The organism is Paenibacillus silvae (assembly GCF_014639235.1).
In the GTDB taxonomy this organism is placed as follows: Bacteria; Bacillota; Bacilli; order Paenibacillales; family Paenibacillaceae; genus Paenibacillus; species Paenibacillus silvae.
In genome coordinates this window covers 594,623-613,074 of the sequence record NZ_BMFU01000001.1, presented here as the reverse complement: position 1 = coordinate 613,074, position 18,452 = coordinate 594,623, and the positions used below count along the sequence as shown (strand labels likewise).

Genomic DNA, 18,452 nt, shown 5'->3' with positions numbered 1-18,452 from the left:
TAAAATGGTAAACAAAGATGAGTATAGCAAAATAAGAACCGAATGCAAGCGGTATGAACGACAAATTTTTGAACTGGTGAGATTTGGTCATCATGCCTTCGGTTACACTAAGGGTAGAGGACAGGCAAATGAACCGTGAAAGGGGAAAAAGAATGCAAACCGACATCAAACCGGCCAAAATACTAAGATCGCCTTTTTTTATTGCGATGTGGCTGACGCTTTTCCTGGTAGAGATCATCAAGGGGGCACTGCTTGTAGCTGTTCTTCCTGTGTATATGGATAACATTCTGGGCCTGTCCGCCGGTGTCATTGGTGTGGCTTTTGCCCTGCAATATCTTGGAGATAATCTGTTCAGAGCACCCTCAGGCTGGGCAGCAGAGCGTATTGGCTTTCGGGCAACGATGGTTACGGCTCTGATCTGTACTTTAATAGCAGTTATTATGATTCTTTTTCTCAAAAGTGCCTTAGGCCTGTCAATGGCTTGTCTGATTCTGGGGATTGGAACATCCCCCTTGTGGCCTTGTGCAATGACGGGCGTAACCGCGATGTCAGGCCCCCAGAACAAAAATGGCACTGCAATGGGTGCTTTGGAGATGGCTGCCCTGGGAGGAACAGGACTCGGCCCTGTGGGCATGAACTGGCTGCTGGAACGGACTAATCATGATTATCGCATGATTTTTCTGATTTTGATGGGCTGTGCTGTTCTGGTCATTCTGGTGGCGATGATTCTTCCGGGCAGAGTTGTGATTGAGGGAGGGCATACTGGAAGCGCTGGAGAGGCCGCAAAGGGAGCCAGACCGAAGTACCCGGCCAAGCCGAACCTGCTCACGCCGTTTATTCGGCTGCAGCAGAGCGTAGGACGAACCTTGCATCGGGTGCGGAGCACGCTGAACGTGAATCCGCTCGTATATCCGGCTCTGTTTATGCAGTCGTTTGTCATTGGCTTGCTCAGCCCGGTCATCACATTGTACACACGCACGGATTTGAACATCTCACCTAACCTGTACAGCCTGCTTCTCATTGCTGGAGGCGGTATTACAGTGATTGCACTGCTGCCTGTGGGGAAAATGGTAGACAGGTTCGGCACAAAACCGTTCCTGAACATCGGATTTTTGATGGCGGCATTCAGCCTGTTTATTTTCTCAACAGTGACAGCTATTCCCGTTGTTTTTGGCATCGTTATGCTGATTGGTGTCAGTTATGCCATGATTCTGCCCGCATGGAATGCGTTTGTTGCCACATTGATTCCCGAAGGTGAGCGCGGAGCGATCTGGGGCTTTTTTCTAACGCTGCAGGGGTCAGGTATGGTCGTGGGTCCTATTGTATCCGGGCTGCTGTGGGATCATATCAGTCATCCGGCTCCGTTTATAGCCAGTGCTCTTGTTATGGCGGGCCTGGCGGTGGTTCATTTTGTATTAGCGCGCAAGCCGTTTCGAACCGCTCCGGCAGGATAGTTTCATTATGATCGTTTATCGGACATGTACGTATATCATCACTAGGGAGCTCCATCGGCCGGCAGGCTGAGGGGCTTTTTTGGTTGATTCTCATGTCAGCAACATGTTATTTAGTGCAAATGGGTCTTGTCTCGCAGAGCGGAGCATAAATTACAACATCTGATGATGTAAGGTCAAGTCATGTGATAAGGCGTCAACACAGTCCGAACGAAAGTGGGCCTGCTTCATCTGTTGTACCGCGTATCGATCGGGAAGCTTGCCCCTGTGCATTTGCGGAAAGCTGCAGTCCGGATTCGGTTTCGGTGAAAAATAGTCAAATAACCAAGTACCCTTACATAAAATGAAGTATAAAATAGGGTAAGCCGATGTAACAAAAGCGCTTGAAACATGAGGCCGGAGTTGATCCGGTACAGATGGAGGGAGTGCCGTGAACAAGAGTTATGAAGTTGAATATTGCAATCTGGAGCTGCGGTTCAACCGTCGGCATATCCAAAATCTAATCAAAGACCTCATCCGTGAGGGGTATTCACTATATTGGAGCGAGGACGAATCCTTCTTTATTCTGTCAGTCCGCACCGGACGCAAGCTGGTAAAGCTCCGTTTTCAACAGACGCGCAGCGGGAATTACAAAATGACAGGGGATTATCTGATCAAGGATGCGAGGCTTGCCGAGTGGCTGGAGAAGCTGATTGGCGATACACGCGGGCATGCGGTGGTAAAGCGCTTCAAGGATCAGCAGATGACGGTGGAGAATATTTTATTTGGCGAAGTGATCCGTCTGGTGGAAGTGTCAGGCTTCAAGCAAAAGGTTATATTTCAAAAGGAACCTGCGCCGACGGCGGAAGAGATGGAAGAGATGTTCCTCTCGCGCGAAGGCGAGGAGCGGCTGATGCTGCTGCGCATGGAAATCGATGATGAGCTGGAGCGACTTCACGATGCCATAGAGATCCGTAATACAGAGAAGGCTGACGCCTGCCGTGAGGCACTGCGGCGATTGTCCGGACATCTGTTGATGCTGGAAGGATGAGGCAGAGGTGTTTGAGTATCGATTTACGTTGAAAAGGGCTGTTCCCAAAGGTCATGTTCATGGCTAAGGGCCAGCCCTTTAATGTTGTAATGAATGTTTTAATGAAAGCTGCATCTTGTGTTTGGGGAGAACGGTCAGCTTCGTATCTTTCTATGGACGGAGGGGATCAATGACAGAGTAGTCACTATTCTCTATATGCACATCGAATTCCTCAATCCCTTGTTTTAGAATCAGGTCGGCTTCATGTGCAGTGATCGGGATAACCCACAACAGAGGCACCGTCTCCTGACCAGTGTAAATTTGTTCGAGAGATTCATTTTCTCCCCGCAGCTCGTCGATTAACAGGGCATTCGCATTCCATGCTGCTGGTGCAAGTGCACTTGGTTCCATCACACGCGGGATGCTGGAGTTCGGAGCGTTTTCGATATGGTGAGTAATCAAATCCGCTGCATAAGTGTTGACTTGCTCCACCGTTACACCCCCTAGTTCCGTGGGCAGCGCAAGCATCCACTCTGCGGCGACTCGTTCCCCTGATGGTCGTGTGGCTTGAGACAAGTTCACAGTGACAAATCGGGAAATGCCTGATTGTATCGTTGCAGGAAAATAATAAATTTCCACATGAATGTTGCGAACGGCTTGGGAAAGAACTATTCTGCTCTCGGGCATGCCCCATTCATTCATATAAGCTCCCAAAAGACAGGTTCTTCGGATATCGAGCGAAAACTGTTCTTCATTTGAAAGTTGTGCAAAGGCCATTTGCAAGCTCCTCCATTTATGCTAAAGATTCGTTGCTCTTACTATAATAACGTATTTTATGAAAATACGATGAACAGCTTTGCAAATTGAGGCGTTTTATCGCTGCCCGGCGAGGGAGCGGGGTTCACTTTCATACATAAAACCGTTAAAATGGGTGTATTGTTGAGATTTTTTTTCAATAAAATTAATTGGAGCAAAGGATGGAGGACCAGATGACAAAACAGCAAATCGGCGTAATCGGCCTGGCAGTCATGGGTAAAAATTTGGCCTTTAATATTGAAAGCAGAGGCTTCTCGGTATCGGTATTCAACCGTTCGCCAGAGAAGACACATGACCTGCTGAAGGAAGCTGAAGGCAGAAACCTCACAGGTACATTCTCCATTGAAGAGTTCGTATCCTCCCTGGAGTCCCCGCGCAAAATTCTGATCATGGTACAAGCGGGTAAAGCAACAGACGCAACAATTGAGCAGCTGCTTCCACACCTGGATGAGGGCGACATCATCATTGATGGCGGAAACGCATATTTCCCTGACACGGTTCGTCGCAGCAAAGAGCTGGAGGACAAAGGCATTCGCTTCATCGGTACAGGCGTATCCGGCGGTGAAGAAGGCGCACTGAAAGGCCCTTCCATTATGCCAGGCGGACAGGAAAGTGCTTATAAACTGGTGGAACCGATCCTGACGGCGATTTCGGCCAAAGTTGGTGACGACCCATGTTGTACATATATCGGACCGGACGGTGCCGGACATTATGTGAAAATGGTACATAACGGCATTGAGTATGGTGACATGCAATTGATCGGAGAGGCGTACCACCTGCTCAAATCCGTTTTGAACGTTTCTGTAGAGGAACTGCACGAAATCTTCACGGACTGGAACAAAGGTGAACTTGACAGCTATCTGATCGAGATTACGGCAGACATTTTCTCCAAATACGACCCGGAAACCGGCAAACCGATGGTGGATGTCATTCTGGATGCGGCTGGACAAAAAGGAACAGGCAAATGGACAAGCCAAAGCGCGCTCGATCTCGGCGTACCGTTGTCCATGATTACGGAATCCGTATTCTCCCGTTTCTTGTCAGCCATGAAAGACGAGCGTATCGCGGCAAGCAAAATTCTGAACGGACCTAAAGCCGAAGCCTTCTCCGGTGACAAAAAAGCGTTCATCGAGAGCGTGCGCAAAGCGCTGTTCGCAAGTAAAATCGTATCCTATGCCCAAGGCTTCGCACAGATGCGTGCTGCATCTGACGAGTATGGCTGGGATCTGAAGTACGGCAACATCGCGATGATCTTCCGCGGCGGCTGCATTATCCGTTCGCAGTTCCTGCAAAACATCAAGGAAGCATACGACAAAGACGCAGCCCTCAAAAACCTGCTGCTTGATCCGTACTTCCAAAACATCGTGGAATCCTATCAGGATGCATGGCGTGAAGTTGTTGCTGTAGCGGTGAAACAAGGTATCCCTGTACCGGGCTTCTCCAGCGCATTGTCCTACTATGACAGCTACCGCACAGAGCGTTTGCCGGCAAACCTGCTGCAAGCACAACGCGACTACTTCGGGGCGCACACATTCAAACGTGTGGACAAAGAAGGCAGCTTCCACCACAACTGGATGGAGTAAGCTTCAACCGTAGAATAATCATAGGGACCTGGAGGGCCGGATTCATTCCGGACACCGCCAGGTCCTTTTTACTTTATTTTTTGAGAGGGAAACTGGACCTTCAGGCGATCAAGTTGGAGAAGTACAGCGTCCAAGAGGAGGAAGCGCGTGTGCTAGAGATGGTCGAAAGCCTTGTCGGTACAGGCATGGCCTTCCCCCGTTCGCAGGGCTGTGTTATGATAGGGAAAAAATGCTCACGAAATGCTTGAATTAAAGGAGTGTACACCTTGAGCAAGTCTAAAAATATTATTCTCATCGGCATGATGGGAACCGGCAAGTCAACTGTTGCCCAGATGCTTTCACAGGAACTGGAGTATCAGCTCATTGATGTGGATGCTGCGGTGGAGCAGGAGGAAGGCTGTTCGATTCCGGAATTGTTTACGGCCAAGGGAGAGTCATATTTCCGTGAAGCCGAGAGCCGAATGTTATGCTCGGTGCTGGAAAACGATGCACAGGTCATTGCGACTGGCGGCGGCGTTGTGCTTCGGGCAGAGAACTGCGAAGTGATGTCGAGCAACGGATGGGTCGTTGCCTTGACAGCAGACCCTGCAGTTATTGTAGAACGTGTTAGCGGCTGTGATAACCGTCCATTGCTGGTGGGCAACGCGGAGGAACGAATTCGCACGATTATGGAAGAACGCAAAGATGCTTATCGATTCGCACATTACACAGTGGATACAACGGCGCTGTCTGCGGCCGAAGTGACTCGTTTAATTTTAGCGCATTACCGCGTCTAAGCTTGTGATCGCTGCAGTTGAATGAGTTGTAAATTGAATTGAAGATGTAAATAACAGTTCAATTTATATAGAATTATCGTAGTAAGTAGAATGTATCAAAAAACGGGCCGTGCGGCCCGCTTCGGAGGTTAGCTTTCCTGCTCCCATTGAAGCATGCCGCCAACCATATTTGTACAGCCATCATAGCCGAGCTGCTGCAAATATTCACAAGCTCGTTCGCTGCGATAACCGCTGCGGCAGATGATAATGATCTCGCCCGATTTATCAATCTCGGACAAGCGATCGGGAATCTGTCCCAGAGGAATATGCTTGGCCCCCTCGATCATGCCTTGTGCGACTTCTTCATCCTCGCGGACGTCGATCATCTGCAGCTTCTCTCCTGCCTGTAAACGGCGGCGCAGCTCAGATGTTTGAATTTCAGCGACTTGTGTCATATTCAGGTCCTCTTTTCTATATGGACTTAACGCCTATTCATGATACCCAAGGGATACGGGGGATGTCAATTTGGCCTTATCTGACCGTGCACCTTGGTACAGCCTCACACTAGTTATTACAGCTTTCTCACTAACATTATAAAAGGAGAATATCATCCATGGACGTTATCGTTAACCCTACCCCTGAGCTGAATGGGGAAATCGGAGCCCTGTCCTCCAAAAACTACACAACTCGTTACTTGCTGGCTGCTGCGCTGGCGGAAGGAACGAGCACCATTCACTTCCCTGCACATAGTGAGGACAGTGACGCTATGCGAAGATGTATTCGCGATCTTGGTGCGGTGCTGGAAGAGGATGACAGCAAAATCGTTATTCAAGGCTTTGGCAGCCACCCTCGCGATGTGCGCGAATTAAATGTTGGCAATGCCGGTGCGGTGCTTCGTTTCCTGATGGGTGTTACAGCGCTGTGCCCTGAGGTTACCTTTGTGAATACGTATCCCGATTCTCTGGGTAAACGTCCCCATGACGATCTGATTGATGCTCTGGGTCAAATGGGTGTACAGGTCGAACATCAGCAAGGACGTCTTCCAATCACCATTAAAGGCGGCGAGGCCAAGGGTGGACACATTCGGGTGTCCGGCTCCGTAAGTTCCCAGTATTTGAGCGCCCTGCTGTTTGTGACACCTTTGCTTGCTGAAGACAGTACCATCGAGGTTCTGAACGATCTGAAATCGAAAGTGGTCATCGGGCAAACGCTGGAAGTGCTTGAACAAGCCGGCATCGTTATTCATGCAAGCGAGGACTACATGTCGTTCCAGGTTCCTGGCCGACAAGCATACAAGCCAACAACATACACCGTTCAAGGAGACTATCCGGGCTCTGCTGCTGTACTTGCTGCTGCAGCGGTTACCCATTCGGATGTGAAGATCCTCAGATTGATGGAGCAGAGCAAACAAGGGGAACGTGCCATTGTTGATGTGCTGCGCATGATGGAAGTGCCGCTTACTCATGAGAATGACATCGTTCACGTTCAAGGAAACGGCCGATTAAAGGCGATTGAGTTCGATGGAGATGCTGCTACAGATGCTGTATTGGCCATGGTAGCTGCGGCTGTATTTGCGGAAGGCACGTCACGGTTTTATAATGTAGAGAACCTGCGTTACAAGGAATGTGACCGAATTACGGATTATTTGAATGAACTGCGCAAGGCAGGAGCGAACGTTGAGGAGCGTCAGGCCGAGATTATCGTACACGGACGTCCTGAAGGTGTCGAGGGCGGCGTAGAGATCAATGCTCACTATGATCACCGCGTTATTATGGCCCTTACGGTCGTAGGTCTTCGTGCCAAGCAGCCTCTCCGTATTCGGGATGCACACCATGTAGCCAAGTCATATCCGCAATATTTTGATCATTTGCAGGCGCTTGGCGCCTCGGTTGAATGGGTAAAAGAGTAAATTAACACGTTAAGCAGAAAAGGATGGTGCTTGAACATGGAATTTAACAACCCTACTCGCGAAGAAATTGGACATATTTTGCGCAATGCAGGCAACATCGCCGTAGTCGGCTTATCGGACAAATCGGATCGTACCTCGTATATGGTTGCGGAAGCGATGCAAAGCAGGGGGTATCGCATCATTCCTGTGAACCCACAGGCACAAGGAGAGATTCTTGGCGAAAAGGTATATGCCACCCTTGCAGATATCCCGGAGCCGGTGGACATTGTGAATGTTTTTCGGCGTGATGAGTTTTGTGCGGAAGTCGCTCGGGAAGCTGCTGCAATCAAGGCTAATGTGTTATGGCTCCAGCTCGGTATTCATAGTGATGAGGCTGTCCAGATTGCCGCAGAGAACGGTATGACGGCAGTAACCAATCGTTGTATCAAGGTAGAGGATTCCATCGTTCTGCGCGGCGCTGGTCGTGGCTAACAGGCCGTGCTGTCGTCATGAATTCGTTCATGGAACGCATATTCAACTTAGAATTCTAATGAGCATCCCGTGATCTTTTGAAATCACGGGATTTTTCATGTTCGACATGTCGCTTTTGCTTTGACAAAATGCTGCGCAAAGCTTACCATCTAGGATAGAAAGGAGAGGTCGCCATGAATTGGCTCGGATCCTTGCAGCAGCTCGGAAGAGCGGTTATGCTGCCTACAATGGTCCTGCCCGCTGCCGCCATTCTGCTCAGCGTGGGCAGTCTGCCCTGGAACGCCTGGGGCTTGGGAGTGGTTGGTGAAGTGTCTACCGTGGCCGGACACGGTATTTTTTATTTTTTGCCGTATTTGTTCGCTGTTGGCGTGGCGCTTGGACTCTCCAATCAGGCCGGGCAAGCGGGACTCGCAGCGCTGGCTGGTATCGTTATTTATGATCAGGTCACCAAACACTTCGGTGATGGTACAGTACAGCCTGCTTCATTAATTGGAATTATTCTCGGCGCCTTTGCCGGAGGCATGCATAATCGGTTCAAAAGCATTAAACTGCCCGAAATATTACAATTTTTTGGTGGTTCGAGGTTTGTTTTACTGATCGTCGGGCTCTGCTCGGCCCTGTTTTCTTGCTTTATGTTGTGGCTTGCCCCCATCCTGCAAGAGGGCTTGAACTCCATTGCAACCTGGGAATACAGTCTTGGCGGCTTCGGGCTGTTCATCTATGGCGTATTATACCGGGTGCTGGTAGCTTTTGGACTTCACCATCTGCTTAATAACGTATTCTGGTTCCAGCTGGGAACTTACGAAACACCGGGCGGTCAGATTGTACAGGGAGATCTTCCGCGCTTCTTCGCGGGTGATCCGTCAGCCGGATTTTTTATGGCAGGGCTTTTTCCTATTATGATGTTTGCTATTCCTGCAATCGCACTTGCGATTATTCAGGAGGCCAGGGAAGACCTGAAGCCAAAGATCAGAAAAACATTTCTCACGTCTGCACTCGTCTGTTTTTTAACAGGGGTGTCGGAGCAGATTGAGTTTGCCTTTCTTTTTGCGGCGCCGTATTTGTTTATCGTACATGCAGTGATGTCCGGGGTAGCGATGTGGCTAAGTTATTGGCTGGATATTCGTCACGGCTTCTCGTACTCGGCGGGTGTCATTGACTACATACTCAATTTCCATCTGTCCGAGAATGCTTGGAAGCTTATTCCGATTGGCATACTATATGGGCTGGTTTATTATTTCTTGTTCCGCTGGGCGATTCGTACGTTCAAAATACCGACGCCTGGACGGGAAGAAGGGTCTATGCTGGAAGATTGGGTAGGCAATATCCCTTATCAGGCGCCGTTGATTCTCGAAGCGTTGGGCGGAAAAAGCAATATCGTGCAGGTAGAGGCGTGTATTACACGTCTGCGTCTGACGGTTCATGACGATCGTTTGATCGATACAGGCGCGATGAAAAACCTGGGATCAGCAGGTTTGATCAAGCTGGGCGGCGGCAACGTGCAGGTCGTATTTGGCACCTATTCCGAATTGATTCGGGAGGAGATTGCCAAGCTGCTGGAACGGGATCTGCAGCAGGTATTGTTTGCAGCGCCAGTTCAAGGTAAGATGCTGCCGATTGAGGAAGTGCCGGATCAGATTTTTGCAGCCAAGCTGGTGGGAGACGGTGTTGCCTTTGTGCCGGAGCGTGGAGAACTGGTATCACCTGTGTTCGGAACGATTATGCACTTGTATCCGACGATGCACGCCCTTGGCATCTCCACGCGAGAGGGGCTGGAGGTCCTGCTTCATATCGGGATTGATACCTCGCAGCTGAAGGGGCATTTTGAAGCGTTTGTACAGGAAGGCGATACAGTAGAGCCTGGACAGCTGCTCATCAAATTTGATCTGGCGGTATTGCGTGAGCAAGCGGCGTCACTCACGACTCCGATGGTGATCACCAACCCGGATCGTGTAAAATCATGGAGTTTTGCTCCATTCAAGCAAGTGAAGAAAGGTCAGGCATCCGTCATGTCCGTGGTGCTCTATGACAGGAACGTTGGAGGGGTAGAATGAAGATACAAGGCATCAATGGAGCTGCAGGCATCGCCATCGGCAAAGCATTTGTCCTGCCCAGCTGGGAATGGGATCTGCCGGACCAGAAGATGGATTCGGTGGATCTCGCCCAGGAATTCGAACGGCTGTACGAGGGTATACGGACATCGAAGCATGAGATTGAATATATCAAAAATGAGTTCAGGGAAGTGGTGGGCCCGGAGGAATCCAGCATCTTTGATGCACATCTGGCGATTCTGGAAGATCCGGTGTTCATGAACGAAATTCGCGGTATTATTGAGCGCCAGTACAAGGCGGCAGAGGTTGCGGTAAAAGAAGCGATAGACCATTTTGTCACCATGTTTGACCTGCTGGAGGATGAATATATGAAGGAGCGGGCGATCGACATCAAGGATGTCGGCAATCGCCTGCTCAAGCACCTGCTGGGCGCACCGGAGATTACACTTCCGTCAGATACACAGCCGTACATTCTCGTTGCGAAGGAGCTGTCTCCGTCACAGCTTGCGCATCTGAATCCAAGTTATGTATTAGGCATCGTTACACTGATTGGCGGCAAAACCTCACACTCGGCCATTATGGCACGTGCACTGGGCATCCCGCTCGTTTCCGGGCTGGAGGCGAGTCTTGACCTGCCCGTGGAGACTGGGGACTTGCTGGTGGTGGATGGGGATAATGGCCTGGTATTTACGGAACCTGACCGCAAAACGATTGATCGATATACGATGCTGCGCAACAAAGAGCTGAAGAAAAAAGAGCAGCTACAAGTACTTGCTACGGTGGATGCCGTAACCAAAGATGGGTCTGTGCTGCAGCTTGCTTCCAATATCAGCTCTGTGAAGGAGCTTGATCTCGCGCTGAAGCATGGGGCCAAGGGAGTTGGATTGTTCCGCACCGAATTCCTCTATATGGATCGTGCAACCTTCCCGGGCGAGCAGGAGCAGTATGAGGTGTACCGTCTGGTTGCCGAGAAAACAGCCGGACAGCCCGTTGTCATACGTACTTTGGACATTGGGGGCGACAAACAGCTGGATTATTTCGAATTGCCAGAGGAGGATAATCCGTTCCTCGGGTATCGTGCCATTCGGATCAGTCTGGATCGCAAAGATCTGTTCAAAACACAGCTGACGGCGATTCTGCGCGCCAGTGCAGCAGGCAATGTGAAGATTATGTATCCGATGATCTCATCGGTCGAGGAGCTGCAGCAAGCCAACGAAATCCTTCGGGAAGCGATGGCTGATCTGGATGAGCGGGGCTTGGCCTATGATGCAAACATTCAGGTAGGCATCATGATTGAGGTCCCGGCAGCCGTGATGATTGCAGACTTGCTTGCTGAAGAAGCGGACTTCTTCAGTATCGGGACCAATGATCTCGTTCAGTATGTGCTGGCTGTAGACCGGATGAATGAACAGATTGCTCATATGTATCATCCGTATCATCCCGCTGTCCTGCGTATGCTAAGGGCAACGGTGGATGCGGCGCATACGGCAGGCATCGATGTCAGTGTGTGCGGCGAGATGGCAGGGGACGAGCGTTCCATACCGTTATGGCTGGAGCTGGGGATTCGTCACTTGAGCATGTCTCCACAATCCCTGCTGCGTGTGAAGCACAGAGTATTGAATACCACAGCTTCGGATGCGAAAGAGGAAGCGCGTAAATGTTTCGCACTAAGAACAAGCAGTGATATCGAGGAGCGCTTGCAGAAATTCAACGACGCGAGCGGAAGCCCTGACGACCAGAGTGGATCAAACGCTTCGTAATCAAAGTTACCGGGTGTCTCAAAACAAAATTTACTTGGTACCAGATGTCAAATCTCTTAAAGTTAATATATTCATTTTTGTACCACTTTTTCCAAAAGATACAAAAACCGCTGTGCATGTAAAACTGCACAGCGGTTTTTTATATGTGTTCTTAATCACGTCTATTAATCACGACCTTGATTTCGCTTACTTCACTTCAACCTTTTACTTTGCTGGCAGGGCAGCAAGTGCATCACAGAACGCCTTTCCATACGGAGGAAGATCAGGTGGACGGCGAGCCGAGATAATATGTCCATCCACAACGACGGCTTCATCCTTCCAGATCGCCCCTGCGTTTTCCATGTCATCCCGAATACCCGGTGTAGAGGTGACTGTAACGCCATCCAGTATTTTGGCAGAGATCAGCACCCAGCCTGCATGACAGATTTGGCCGATGGGCTTGCGGTCCGCATGCATTTCCTTCACAAGCTCCAGCACTTTGGAATAACGTCGCAATTTGTCAGGGGCCCAGCCGCCTGGCACCAGTATTCCATCATAATCGGAGCTGCTGAGCTCATCGAAGCTGTATTCAGCGACAGCGGGCACACCGTATTTGCCGATGTATGTTTTCCCTTTTTTTTCACCAGCCAGATGTACTTCCGCACCTTCCTCGCGAACCCGATGCACCGGGTACCACAGCTCCAGATCCTCGAATTCTTCATCGACCAGTGCAATGATTTTTCGTCCTGTTAATCTCATTGTTGTTGCTCCTTCCTGTTGCCTGGGATAGTTGTCCTTTCATCGTACTGTATATTGTAACAGATTCGTTGCTCTGCTTCATATACAGCATAACGTTTACATCAATGAACCGTTTCTAATCCAGTAATGTCTGAGTTTCGACAGCCTTCATCTGGTGACAGTGGTAATTTGTGCAACCTTTAGTTTACAGCAGGATTTAAGCAGAAATAGGTCGAATGGTACTTATATAGAGAGCAGAGTTGAATGAGGTGAAGGATAGTGCGTAAGTCGTGCAGATGTGGACATGTAATGGAGTTGGAATTAAGAACGGTGGTATACGCCAAAAAGGTAGAAATTCGTAATGTACCCGTCTTTGCGTGTACAGCGTGTGTAGCCTATGAAGTGCTGCAGCCAGTGAAACCGGATTTGACCGAATGTATCAGCAAGCTCGGGGAACGCCCTGACAAGCAGGATCTTTCGTTTGGAGAGCAGAATGAACTGGCCGATCTGTTTCATGAACAGCTGCTCGCCTGGCCGGATGCAAGCGATCAGGAGATGGAATATCGAATGAAAGAGGCCGTGCAAGAGCGAATCAATCTGCTGCTGGATATTATGGGATACGCTCACAAAGCCGAAGACAAAGCGTGGATGGAAGACACCCAGCGCAGACTGGGACAATTGTCCGGGTTTGTGTGGCGGGCGCATTTCTCAAATGCCGTCTAGTTTTGACGTGCCCAATGCTTGCTTTCATGAAAATTGGATTTTTTGCTCACTTTTTGTTAAGATATCGGAGAGTGAAAACGCTCAACATGGCGGTATTGCTGATAAAGGGGGATGTATAACGAATGGCTGACATGACTAGAATGACAAGTATTGAACAGCTAAACTCCGCAGTGCAGGCAACGGAGGATCAACCCTTGCTTCTGTTCAAGCATAGCACCCGCTGTCCAATCAGCGCGCATGCTTATCAGGAGATGAATGATTATTTGCATAACTCTCCGAATGAAAGCGTGAAATATGGCATGATTTATGTGGTAGAAGACCGCCCTGTATCCAATGAAGTGGCAGAGAAGCTGAGTGTGAAGCACGAATCGCCCCAGGTCATTCTGGTCAAAAATGGCATGCCCGTATGGCATACTTCCCATTCACAGATTACCAGCAGGACGCTTGCTAACATTTTAAGTGAGGCTTAGAGCCTATTTTAATTGATTAATGCTATAATTTGTCGTAATATAAACCTTAATGAAAATGGAATGAAAATTTACTGGTAATGGAGCGAAGTACTGTGACGGTAACCATTTATGATGTGGCACGTGAAGCTGGAGTGTCTATGGCAACGGTATCACGGGTAGTCAACAATAACCCTAATGTCAAACCGCAGACGCGGAAAAAAGTATACGAAGCAATTGAACGACTGGGATATCGCCCGAATGCGGTAGCCCGTGGTCTGGCTAGTAAAAAAACGACTACGGTCGGAGTCGTGATTCCGGACATTTCGAACTCGACCTTTGCAGAGATTGCTCGCGGTATTGAAGATATTGCGAATATGTACCATTACAATATCATTTTGTGTAATGCGGACAAAAAGAAGGAAAAAGAGATTCGTGTAATCAACACATTGCTCGAGAAACAAGTAGACGGTCTGCTCTTCATGGGTGGAACGGTAACGGATGAACACATTCAAGCGTTCCAATCTGCTGCGGTGCCGATTGTATTGTGTGCGACAAGTGATGAGAAGGGCACATTCCCTTCTGTTGATATTGACCATGAAGCAGCAGCTTTTGATGCAGTCAACACGCTCATTCGCCATGGTCACAGAGAAATCGCAATGATCAGTGGTACACTGCAGGACCCTGCTAACGGATTTGCACGTTTCCAAGGTTACAAGAAAGCACTGGAAGCTGCAGGCATTGAGTACCAGGAGGATCTGGTGCGGATCGGTAACTATCGTTATGAATCTGGTGTGGAAGCTATGAAATATTTCCTTGGACTCAAGAAAAAACCGACAGCGATCTTTGCGGCAACAGACGAAATGGCGATTGGTGCCATTCACAGCATTCAGGATGACGGGCTGAAAGTACCGGATGACTTCTCGATCATTAGTGTGGATAACATCCGTATGGCTTCTATGGTACGTCCGCAGTTAACGACAGTAGCCCAGCCGATGTATGATCTGGGTGCGGTAGCGATGCGTTTGCTGACCAAGCTGATGAAGAAGGAAAATGTGGAGAATCCGAGAGTGATTTTGCCGCATGAAACGATTCTGCGTCTGTCTGTAAGCCACGCGGGTTAATCTGTTTATTTGCTGAAGTAAAAGAAAGGGAGAAGGCATTCTCTCTACATAGAGTTAGGTTGTGCATAAGCTCCGGAAACGGGGCTTTTGTGCTGAAAACGGCTTGGTGAACATGCGTTGATTTCACATACAGGATGATTCAATTGCAAACAGGGAGGATACAACGATGCGTGAAACGATAGGCATTATGGGTGCTATGGATGAAGAAGTGCAGCTTTTGCTTCAAGGCATGAAACAGCATGAAACGGTGAAACAGACGGGCATTACGTATGTTGCTGGCGAGTGGCTTGGCAAGCAGATCGTTGTATGCAAGTCAGGTGTAGGGAAGGTTAACGCGGCAGTAACGACGCAGATTCTGATTGATCGTTTTCAAGTGAATCGTGTCATCTTCACAGGTGTAGCGGGAGCGGTGCACCCCGACCTGAACATTGGGGATATGGTGATTTCTTCGGTATGTGTGCAGCATGACATGGATGTAACGCCGCTGGGATTCGAGCGTGGAGTCATTCCATATCAGGAAACATCAGCATTTCCAGCCGATGCTTCATTGATTGCGCTGGCCGAGGAAGCCTGCAAAGCGCAGGGGGCCCATTACCGCATTGGCAAGGTGTTGTCAGGGGATCAGTTTATCGCGAGCAAAGAGACCGTGAACATGCTGCATACGGAAATGGATGGAGCTTGTGCCGAGATGGAAGGGGCAGCCGTTGCTCAGGTATGTTATATGAACCGTGTGCCTTTTGTTGTACTGCGCAGCATGTCTGACAAGGCTGATGGATCCGCGCATGTCAATTTTGCCGAATTCACCGTACAGTCTTCACAGCGTTCCCACCGCATTGTGGAGCATATGCTTGAACATATGTGATTCTATATATAAACCGCCTCTCAGAGCCACTTCCATTCAGATGGAGAATGTTCTGCAAGGCGGTTTTTATGTATAAAATGAACGGCATTTCGTTTCGTACTAATACATGAATCGATGACGGAAGCGCACACGGTCAAATTGTTCTTCCGAGCTCATAGGGACTTGATTACCGATCCGAACCATCAGGCAGTTCGCGGGGTGAGAGCAGATTTCGGGATCATCCGTGGCATACCAGGTCATATCGATGTTCTGCATAAGCCGCTCCATCATTTTACGGTAGTCCCATACCGTCAATCCGCTGCCCTTCAGGTCCCAGTGCCAATAATACTCTGTAGCAAAAATAATATAGTTCTCCATATACTTGTCTTCCATTGCGGTAAGCAGCATTTCACGGCCAACACCAAAGGAGCGATAATTGTCTGCGACTTCAATGGCTCCAAGCTCAATCAGGTCTGTCATATTGCCTTCAGACCAGCGTTCAGATTCATCGGCATAGTGAAAAGTGGCATATCCGATAATCATATCGTTTTCATGTGCAATAATAATGCGTCCTTCAGGTAAATCAGCAATCTCGGCAAGAGCCTCCTGCTGTTCTGCCGGACGCCGAAAGGCATCCAGATCGGCATGGAAAGCCATACGTCTAATCTGGTTTGCATGCACAGGGCCCTCAACCGTAATTCGGTGGTCGGACTTGAAGATGGAACGCATGTGATGCTCCTTGATATGCTCCATGGTTCATACTCCTTTCTCCCCCTACTTATAGCAAAAAATCGAAAAGTTGAAAAGCCATAGACGATGTTTGATCAAATTTGATATAATTGCGTTGACAAAAAATGTTCACAATTCAACACCGTTCATGTGCATCAGTTGGGTCAGGCAAGTACGTGAAAGTAGTTTTCTCTCTACTAATGTAAGCGCTAACTGGAAGTTCAGTCAACACAAAGGCAATACGAAGCAACCCTGTCGGGAATCGAATGTCGAGTTGAAGGAGGCTGGCAAGCATGAGTCAAGCACATAATGAGATGCTGCAAACGGTGGTGTCTGAGTCGAATCTGGGCGATTATATGGAAGCTAGAAGCCGGTTCGATTGGGAAACGGTAGAAAGGCACTTTACGTGGCACGCCAGCGGAAAAGTGAATATGGCACATGAGGCGATTGATCGCCATGTGCTGGAAGGCAGAGGCGGGAAGACAGCACTGCTGTACAGCGACGCTTCACGTGAGGAAGCATACACCTTCGCTGATCTAAGCGAGCAGTCCAGCCGCTTTGGTAATGTGCTGCGTAAATATGGTGTAGCCAAAGGAGATCGTGTCTTTATTTTTATGCCGCGAAGTCCAGAACTGTATTTCAGTCTGCTGGGTATTCTGAAGATAGGGGCTGTAGCTGGTCCTTTGTTTGAAGCTTTCATGGAAACAGCGGTGAAGGATCGGCTGGAAGACAGTGGAGCTGTGGCACTGGTGACGACACCAGAGCTGCTGGGGCGGATCAAACGTTCCGAATTGCCGGACTTGAAGCATATTTTTGTCGTCGGCGGTGGTCCGCAGTCTGATGCAGGACTGATTGATTTTGATGCAGAAATGGCGGCTGCTGCAGATGATATCGAGGTCGAATGGCTGACGCGTGAGGATGGACTGCTGATTCATTATACGTCCGGCTCTACCGGAAAACCTAAGGGTGTATATCACGTCCAGAATGCGATGATTCAGCATTATTATACAGGCAAGGTCGTGCTTGACCTGCGAGAGAATGACGTATACTGGTGCACCGCCGATCCGGGCTGGGTAACAGGCACTTCATACGGCATTTTTGCGCCTTGGCTGAACGGAGTAACCAATGTGATCCGCGGCGGCCGGTTCAGTCCACAGGATTGGTACAGTACGATTGAGAAAAACAAGGTCAGTGTATGGTATAGTGCTCCTACAGCATTCCGTATGCTTATGGGTGCAGGGGATGAGACAATTGCAAAGCATGATCTGAGCAGCTTGCGCCATGTGATGTCGGTAGGCGAACCGCTCAATCCTGAAGTGGTACGTTGGGGCTGGAAGGCTTACGGTCAGCGAATTCATGATACGTGGTGGATGACTGAGACTGGCGCACAATTAATCTGTAACTACCCGGGTATGCCGATCAAACCGGGTTCGATGGGCCGTCCTCTGCCAGGCATCGAAGCAGCCATTATAGATGACCGGGGACAGGAGCTGCCGCCGTACAGTATGGGCAATCTTGCCATTCGTGCACCATGGCCGTCCATGATGGCCAAGATCTGGAACAATCCAGCCAAGTATGAGGAGTATTTCAGGCTAACAGGCTGGTATGTATCCGGGGATTCAGCCTACATGGATGAGGATGGATATTTCTGGTTCCAGGGACGCATTGATGATGTGATCAACTCCTCTGGCGAGCGAATTGGGCCGTTTGAGGTGGAGAGCAAGCTGGTAGAGCACCCAGCAGTTGCTGAAGCGGGCGTTATCGGCAAACCGGATGTAACCCGGGGGGAAATCATCAAAGCGTTTGTTGCGCTCCGTGAAGGGTATGAGGCCACCCCGGAGCTCAAGGAAGAAATCTATCGATTTGTCAAAGAAGGTTTGTCCGCTCACGCAGCGCCGCGCGAGATTGAGTTTAAGGAGAAGCTGCCGAAGACACGTTCAGGCAAAATTATGCGTCGTGTTTTAAAAGCATGGGAGCTTGATTTGCCAACGGGTGACTTGTCTACAATCGAAGACTGATCATCTGAGCAGATGAAATGGCTCGCTTGAAAGAACAGAAGCCTGGCTC

General features: G+C 49.3%; 17 protein-coding genes. 13 read left to right on the top strand and 4 right to left on the bottom strand.

Translation table 11 applies throughout. The annotated features are described in order from the left end of the window. The first annotated feature begins 152 nt into the window (after positions 1-152). Both IEW26_RS02725 and IEW26_RS02720 read left to right on the top strand, forming a co-directional pair. Positions 153-1,454, top strand: a complete 1,302-nt coding sequence (locus tag IEW26_RS02725; RefSeq protein ID WP_145404021.1) for an MFS transporter — start codon at positions 153-155, stop codon at positions 1,452-1,454. A 427-nt stretch (positions 1,455-1,881) separates the two neighbouring features. Continuing rightward, positions 1,882-2,481 carry a YkzI domain-containing protein gene (locus IEW26_RS02720; protein WP_188591189.1) on the top strand — a complete coding sequence of 200 codons (600 nt, stop codon included), beginning with the start codon at positions 1,882-1,884 and terminating at the stop codon, positions 2,479-2,481. Between the two features lie 150 nt (positions 2,482-2,631). Here the strand turns inward: IEW26_RS02720 and IEW26_RS02715 are convergent, their stop codons facing one another. Beyond that, positions 2,632-3,237 (bottom strand): suppressor of fused domain protein, encoded by a 606-nt coding sequence (locus tag IEW26_RS02715; protein WP_188591188.1) that lies wholly within the window; start codon positions 3,235-3,237, stop codon positions 2,632-2,634. Between the two features lie 212 nt (positions 3,238-3,449). On the opposite strand from IEW26_RS02715, the gene gnd reads away from it, so the two are divergent. Then, positions 3,450-4,859 (top strand): NADP-dependent phosphogluconate dehydrogenase, encoded by a 1,410-nt coding sequence (gene gnd, locus IEW26_RS02710; protein ID WP_184190443.1) that lies wholly within the window; start codon positions 3,450-3,452, stop codon positions 4,857-4,859. Positions 4,860-5,125: 266 nt separating this feature from the next. Then, positions 5,126-5,635, top strand: coding sequence for a shikimate kinase (locus tag IEW26_RS02705; RefSeq protein ID WP_229729619.1), 510 nt, complete (start codon positions 5,126-5,128; stop codon positions 5,633-5,635). A 128-nt stretch (positions 5,636-5,763) separates the two neighbouring features. Here IEW26_RS02705 and IEW26_RS02700 read toward each other — a convergent pair whose 3' ends face one another. Continuing rightward, positions 5,764-6,069, bottom strand: a complete 306-nt coding sequence (locus IEW26_RS02700) for a rhodanese-like domain-containing protein (RefSeq protein ID WP_111271090.1) — start codon at positions 6,067-6,069, stop codon at positions 5,764-5,766. 158 nt (positions 6,070-6,227) lie between these two features. On the opposite strand from IEW26_RS02700, the gene aroA reads away from it, so the two are divergent. From aroA to ptsP, 4 genes are all read left to right on the top strand, one after another. Further along, positions 6,228-7,523 carry a 3-phosphoshikimate 1-carboxyvinyltransferase gene (gene aroA, locus IEW26_RS02695; RefSeq protein WP_188591187.1) on the top strand — a complete coding sequence of 432 codons (1,296 nt, stop codon included), beginning with the start codon at positions 6,228-6,230 and terminating at the stop codon, positions 7,521-7,523. Between the two features lie 36 nt (positions 7,524-7,559). Next, positions 7,560-7,994 (top strand): CoA-binding protein, encoded by a 435-nt coding sequence (locus IEW26_RS02690; protein ID WP_111271088.1) that lies wholly within the window; start codon positions 7,560-7,562, stop codon positions 7,992-7,994. Positions 7,995-8,167: 173 nt separating this feature from the next. Next, a complete protein-coding gene (locus IEW26_RS02685) occupies positions 8,168-10,048 on the top strand; it encodes a glucose PTS transporter subunit IIA (RefSeq protein ID WP_111271087.1) in 1,881 nt (626 codons plus the stop codon). After that, a complete protein-coding gene (gene ptsP, locus IEW26_RS02680) occupies positions 10,045-11,805 on the top strand; it encodes a phosphoenolpyruvate--protein phosphotransferase (RefSeq protein ID WP_188591186.1) in 1,761 nt (586 codons plus the stop codon). Before IEW26_RS02685 ends, ptsP begins: the two co-directional genes overlap by 4 nt. A 204-nt stretch (positions 11,806-12,009) precedes the next feature. On the opposite strand, the gene IEW26_RS02675 is transcribed toward ptsP, so the two are convergent. Beyond that, entirely contained in the window at positions 12,010-12,543 is a 534-nt protein-coding gene (locus IEW26_RS02675; protein WP_111271093.1) for a type 1 glutamine amidotransferase domain-containing protein, read from the bottom strand. Positions 12,544-12,831: 288 nt separating this feature from the next. Between IEW26_RS02675 and IEW26_RS02670 the strand changes: the two genes are divergently transcribed. From IEW26_RS02670 to IEW26_RS02655, 4 genes are all read left to right on the top strand, one after another. Continuing rightward, positions 12,832-13,245: a hypothetical protein gene (locus IEW26_RS02670; RefSeq protein WP_145404014.1), complete on the top strand. Its 414-nt coding sequence runs from the start codon at positions 12,832-12,834 to the stop codon at positions 13,243-13,245. Between the two features lie 122 nt (positions 13,246-13,367). Then, a complete protein-coding gene (gene ytxJ / locus IEW26_RS02665) occupies positions 13,368-13,715 on the top strand; it encodes a bacillithiol system redox-active protein YtxJ (protein ID WP_145404013.1) in 348 nt (115 codons plus the stop codon). Between the two features lie 92 nt (positions 13,716-13,807). Next, the gene (gene ccpA / locus IEW26_RS02660; RefSeq protein ID WP_110898550.1) at positions 13,808-14,815 is read left to right on the top strand and encodes a catabolite control protein A; all 1,008 of its coding nucleotides are present in this window, start codon (positions 13,808-13,810) and stop codon (positions 14,813-14,815) included. Between the two features lie 166 nt (positions 14,816-14,981). After that, a complete protein-coding gene (locus tag IEW26_RS02655) occupies positions 14,982-15,677 on the top strand; it encodes a 5'-methylthioadenosine/adenosylhomocysteine nucleosidase (RefSeq protein WP_188591185.1) in 696 nt (231 codons plus the stop codon). Between the two features lie 99 nt (positions 15,678-15,776). On the opposite strand, the gene IEW26_RS02650 is transcribed toward IEW26_RS02655, so the two are convergent. After that, a complete protein-coding gene (locus IEW26_RS02650; protein WP_188591184.1) occupies positions 15,777-16,409 on the bottom strand; it encodes a GNAT family N-acetyltransferase in 633 nt (210 codons plus the stop codon). 269 nt (positions 16,410-16,678) lie between these two features. On the opposite strand from IEW26_RS02650, the gene acsA reads away from it, so the two are divergent. Continuing rightward, a complete protein-coding gene (acsA, locus tag IEW26_RS02645; protein ID WP_188591183.1) occupies positions 16,679-18,403 on the top strand; it encodes an acetate--CoA ligase in 1,725 nt (574 codons plus the stop codon). Positions 18,404-18,452 lie beyond the last annotated feature (49 nt).

What these genes read in the sequence shown, in the direction of transcription:
- IEW26_RS02675 (WP_111271093.1), bottom strand. Translation starts at nt 12,543, where the DNA reads ATGAGATTAACAGGACGAAAAATCATTGCACTGGTCGATGAAGAATTC.
- aroA (WP_188591187.1), top strand. Translation starts at nt 6,228, where the DNA reads ATGGACGTTATCGTTAACCCTACCCCTGAGCTGAATGGGGAAATCGGA.
- IEW26_RS02650 (WP_188591184.1), bottom strand. Translation starts at nt 16,409, where the DNA reads ATGGAGCATATCAAGGAGCATCACATGCGTTCCATCTTCAAGTCCGAC.
- gnd (WP_184190443.1), top strand. Translation starts at nt 3,450, where the DNA reads ATGACAAAACAGCAAATCGGCGTAATCGGCCTGGCAGTCATGGGTAAA.
- IEW26_RS02655 (WP_188591185.1), top strand. Translation starts at nt 14,982, where the DNA reads ATGCGTGAAACGATAGGCATTATGGGTGCTATGGATGAAGAAGTGCAG.
- IEW26_RS02690 (WP_111271088.1), top strand. Translation starts at nt 7,560, where the DNA reads ATGGAATTTAACAACCCTACTCGCGAAGAAATTGGACATATTTTGCGC.
- ytxJ (WP_145404013.1), top strand. Translation starts at nt 13,368, where the DNA reads ATGGCTGACATGACTAGAATGACAAGTATTGAACAGCTAAACTCCGCA.
- IEW26_RS02725 (WP_145404021.1), top strand. Translation starts at nt 153, where the DNA reads ATGCAAACCGACATCAAACCGGCCAAAATACTAAGATCGCCTTTTTTT.
- IEW26_RS02685 (WP_111271087.1), top strand. Translation starts at nt 8,168, where the DNA reads ATGAATTGGCTCGGATCCTTGCAGCAGCTCGGAAGAGCGGTTATGCTG.
- IEW26_RS02670 (WP_145404014.1), top strand. Translation starts at nt 12,832, where the DNA reads ATGGAGTTGGAATTAAGAACGGTGGTATACGCCAAAAAGGTAGAAATT.
- IEW26_RS02700 (WP_111271090.1), bottom strand. Translation starts at nt 6,069, where the DNA reads ATGACACAAGTCGCTGAAATTCAAACATCTGAGCTGCGCCGCCGTTTA.
- IEW26_RS02715 (WP_188591188.1), bottom strand. Translation starts at nt 3,237, where the DNA reads ATGGCCTTTGCACAACTTTCAAATGAAGAACAGTTTTCGCTCGATATC.
- acsA (WP_188591183.1), top strand. Translation starts at nt 16,679, where the DNA reads ATGAGTCAAGCACATAATGAGATGCTGCAAACGGTGGTGTCTGAGTCG.
- ptsP (WP_188591186.1), top strand. Translation starts at nt 10,045, where the DNA reads ATGAAGATACAAGGCATCAATGGAGCTGCAGGCATCGCCATCGGCAAA.